At 37.3% G+C, this 4,457-nt stretch carries 3 protein-coding genes; 1 reads left to right on the plus strand and 2 read right to left on the minus strand.

Going from position 1 to position 4,457, the window contains the following annotated elements:
- Nucleotides 1-445: 445 nt before the first annotated feature.
- Complete coding sequence (locus BM057_RS11265) at nucleotides 446-1,786, plus strand: M20 family metallopeptidase (RefSeq protein WP_092093848.1); 1,341 nt, start codon at nucleotides 446-448, stop codon at nucleotides 1,784-1,786.
- Nucleotides 1,787-1,866: 80 nt separating this feature from the next.
- Here the strand turns inward: BM057_RS11265 and yihA are convergent, their stop codons facing one another.
- Entirely contained in the window at nucleotides 1,867-2,448 is a 582-nt protein-coding gene (yihA, locus tag BM057_RS11270; RefSeq protein ID WP_092093850.1) for a ribosome biogenesis GTP-binding protein YihA/YsxC, read from the minus strand.
- Between the two features lie 485 nt (nucleotides 2,449-2,933).
- Nucleotides 2,934-4,181, minus strand: a complete 1,248-nt coding sequence (gene clpX / locus BM057_RS11275) for an ATP-dependent Clp protease ATP-binding subunit ClpX (protein WP_047391626.1) — start codon at nucleotides 4,179-4,181, stop codon at nucleotides 2,934-2,936.
- Between the last annotated feature and the right edge of the window lie 276 nt (nucleotides 4,182-4,457).

Below are 4,457 nucleotides of genomic sequence, written 5' to 3' on the forward strand. Positions count from 1 at the left end.
AGCCGGTAGAAAAACACAACTATTCTTTGCATTGCGTGGTTTAGGCCGCTGATTTTCATTTCACTAACTAAACAGCCTCTCTAACCCAGCAGGTGCAGGACACGCAGACTCCTGCGGGAACAGCGGACCAGGTGAGACCCCGCAGAACGAAACGCAGTGCCGTTCGAGGAGGCTCGCGGTTCGCCCGCGGAAAGCGAAGTGTCTGCCCTGCATGTATCAATGCTTGCTTTAAAAAAATAAAAAAGAATCAAAAATAGAAAACATTGTCGGCATAAGTGCGAAAACTTTTTTCCAACAATTAATTGACACTATCTTTGATGTTTCATATTTTGTTTCTTTACTATCATTTTGTTAAAATGTGAAGTGACGGCAGCTTTTTTTGTTTTAAAGTGTTAGAATGAAAGAAGAAAGCCCTTACTACACATCAAGGAAAGGAAGTCAAAATATGCAAACATTTATTACTCAACAACATAAGGATGAAGCCGTTGAATCGTTAAAAACCCTCATCGCTTATCCTTCTGTACTGGATGAAGAACCTAAAGACGGTACGCCATTTGGTCAAGGTATCCAAGATGCTTTAGAGGGAGCTCTGGAGCTCTGTAAACGTCTAGGGATGGAAACCTATATAGATCCCGATGGTTATTATGGATATGCTGAATACGGTAGCGGTGAAGAAACCCTTGCTATTCTTTGCCATATGGACGTTGTGCCAGCTGGAAACGAAGCTGATTGGGATACACCTCCTTTTGAAGCCGTTGTAAAAGGCGACTCTATTTATGGACGTGGTACTCAGGACGATAAAGGACCTTCTGTTGCAGCTCTTTATGCTTTAAAAGCTGTCATTGACTCAGGTGCCAACTTTGAACGTCGAATTCGTTTTATATTCGGAAGCGATGAAGAAAACTTATGGCGCGGCTTAGATCAATACAATAAAAAAGAAAAACCAGCGACAATGGGCTTTTCACCTGATTCAGTTTTTCCTTTGACCTATGCTGAAAAAGGGCTTTTACAAGTCAAATTGCATGGTCCAAAATCAAATCAAGTTCAAGTTCAAGCAGGCGGAGCATTAAATGTTGTCCCAGATCAAGCTATTTACTCAGGCGAATATGCTGATGAGCTCCAAAAACAGTTAGATCAGCAGGGATTTGAATACGAAAAAAATGATGATCACATTCGTGTAAAAGGAAAAGCCATCCATTCGAAAGACGCTCCACAAGGTACCAATGCAGTTTCTCGTTTAGCAATAGGCTTATCATCCGTTGTATCAGAACCGGCACTAAACTTCATCGCAAAAGAAATTGGAGAAGATGCAAAAGGTACACAACTATTTGGTGAAATTCATGACGAAGATTCTGGAAGTTTAACCTTTAACGTTGCTCAATTGAAAATCAATGAAGACAGTAGCGAAATCGGAATTGATATTCGCATTCCAGTCAGTGCGGACAAAGATGAAATCGTAAAATCATTAAAAACAGCTGCAGCCAAATATCATTTAGATTACGAAGAATTTGACTATCTTGCTTCTTTGTATGTACCAAAAGATTCTGATTTAGTCCAAACTTTACTGGCTGTTTATAGAGAAAAAACTGGAGATCAGGCAGAACCAATGTCTTCAGGCGGTGCGACTTTTGCGCGTACAATGAAAAACTGTGTTGCTTTTGGGGCTATGTTCCCTGATACTCAAGATACGATGCATATGCCAAATGAAAATATGCCGTTGAAAGATATTTATCGTTCGATGGATATTTTTGCAGAAGCTATTTATCGTCTTGCTTGTCAATCATAAACTTCTAAACAAATAGAGCAGTTGAGAAGGAAAATCCTCTCAGCTGCTCTATTTACTATTCATTGTTGCTTTAAAAAAGCTTAGAGAAAACTTTCAATCACTTTCCAAGCTTCATCTATTCCCTCTCCTGTTTCTGCAGAGAAAATTACAAACTGATCTTCTTTATCAAAGTCTAATGTTTTTTTTGTGATGCTTTCATGCTTGTTCCATTTACTTTTAGGAATTTTATCTGCTTTTGTGGCTACTACAAGTACAGGAATCTGATAATACTTAAAGAATTCATACATTTGGATATCATCTTGTGTTGGAGGATGTCTAAAGTCAACGACCGACAATGCTAGCGTAAGTGTTTCTCGTTGAGTAAAGTATGTTTCTAGCATTTCTCCCCATTTCGCACGTTCTGTTTTTGATACTTTTGCATATCCATAACCTGGAACATCGACAAAATAGAATTGATTTTCAATCAAATAATAATTTAACGTTTGCGTTTTCCCTGGCTTGCTTGAAGTTCTTGCCAGTTTTTTCCGATTGACCATTTTGTTGATAAAAGAAGATTTTCCAACATTAGATCTACCAGCTAAAGCAATTTCAGGAAATCCAGTATTTGGATATTGCTCCGGTGAAACAGCACTGATAATAAATTCTGCTTGATTTACTTTCATTTTCCCTCTCCTTTTCATAAACATTTTTGGTTCTTCCTCTTTTAACATTGGTAAATAAATTTCCGCCGCTCGATGGGCTACTGATGGAAAGCCATGCGAACACATTGAGCCGAAAATCGTGTCTCAATACTTGCAAGCTTCAAATCTAGTGTAACGGCTAAAGCCTAACACTAAGTAATTCACATTGCATCTTTTTTCATGGCTATCAGTAGCCCTATGCGCCTCCTGAAATTTCTAGAAATAGAATTCTAACGAGTTTAGCATTAAAAAATTGATATTTTACAGAACAACGGTAAATATTGCAGAACCACATTTTTCAATCTTTGTGAACGTTAAAAGAAAAAGAGGCTGGTAAGTAATCAGCCTCTTCATCCATCTCAATATCTCTATTGATCTCTTTTTTTTATGTTACTTTTTCATTTACATTAACTTCCTATCAGTTTTTACAATAACACTTTAAACTTTGATAGTTGAAAGAGAAATGTTTAGATAACTTTTTTACCTTCGTCATTATAAAAAAGAGGTGTTCCTTTGTGTTCCACAACACTCTTTGTGATCACGCATTTAGTGATTTCAGGACGGCTAGGAAGGTCAAACATGATCTCCATCATGATGTCTTCAATAATAGAGCGTAATCCTCGTGCTCCAGTATTACGAGCAATAGCTTGTTTTGCAATCTCACGTAGCGCTTCATCTTCAAATTCCAATTCAACATTATCTAACGCCATCAGTTTTTTGTACTGCTTAACTAAAGCATTTTTCGGTTGTGTAAGAATTTGAATCAAATCATCTTCTGACAATTTTTCCAAAGCTGTCATAATTGGTAAGCGCCCAATAAACTCTGGGATCAGACCAAATTGAAGCAAGTCTTCAGGAATGATTTGCTGCATAATAGATTTGCTTTCATCCAATTTATTTTTTGAAGTTCCAAAGCCAATCACTTTTTCACCCAATCGATTTTTTACAATTGTTTCGATGCCATCAAATGCACCGCCCACAATAAATAAAATATTGCTTGTATCTAATTGGATAAATTCTTGTTGTGGATGTTTTCTTCCACCTTGTGGCGGAATATTTGCCACTGTGCCTTCTAATATTTTTAGTAAAGCTTGTTGAACGCCTTCACCGGAAACGTCGCGCGTAATCGAAACATTCTCGCTTTTACGAGCAATTTTGTCGATCTCATCAATATAAATAATCCCTTTTTCTGCGCGTTCCACTTCATAATCAGCAGACTGCAACAGTTTAAGTAGGATATTTTCAACGTCTTCTCCGACATATCCAGCTTCTGTTAAACTCGTAGCATCAGCAATGGCAAACGGCACATCTAAAATTCTAGCAAGTGTTTGCGCCAAAAATGTTTTCCCTGAACCAGTTGGACCAATTAAGCAAATATTACTTTTCTGTAACTCAATATCATCCTCTTCAGTTTCAAGAAAATGATTTACGCGTTTATAATGATTATAAACAGCCACTGACAAAGCTTTCTTTGCTTGTTCCTGACCAATAACATAATCATTTAAAATTTGTCTGATCTCTTGAGGTTTCGGAACATCTAAAAACTCGCCGTAGCTTGTTTCTTTAAATTCTTCTTCGATAATCTCTTTACATAAATCAATACATTCATTACAAATATAGACTCCAGGTCCAGCCACGATTTTTTTTACTTGATCTTGTGACTTTCCACAAAAAGAACAACTAATGTTGCCTTTTAATTCGTCATCATTATACATCTTATCCTACACCTCTATTCTGTTCCATACTATTTAATAGTAACAGATTTGATAGGGAAAATATACCCTTATGCCTAACTTTTACAATGATAGACGGTTCCCTTTTTAAAGTCAAGTCTCGTTATTTTTTGGTATGTGTCAAGTTTTTCTCGGGCATCCTTTTACTAAGCTAGTTTAGGCTTTCTATTTTTGTACACTCATCAGCTACCGCACGGCTCTGCCGTTTGCTGGCCTATCTGTTTGGAGAACGTTCCCAAAACAAGGAACCTTCCCCAA

It is taken from the genome of Pisciglobus halotolerans (assembly GCF_900113675.1).
Lineage (GTDB): Bacteria > Bacillota > Bacilli > Lactobacillales > Carnobacteriaceae > Pisciglobus > Pisciglobus halotolerans.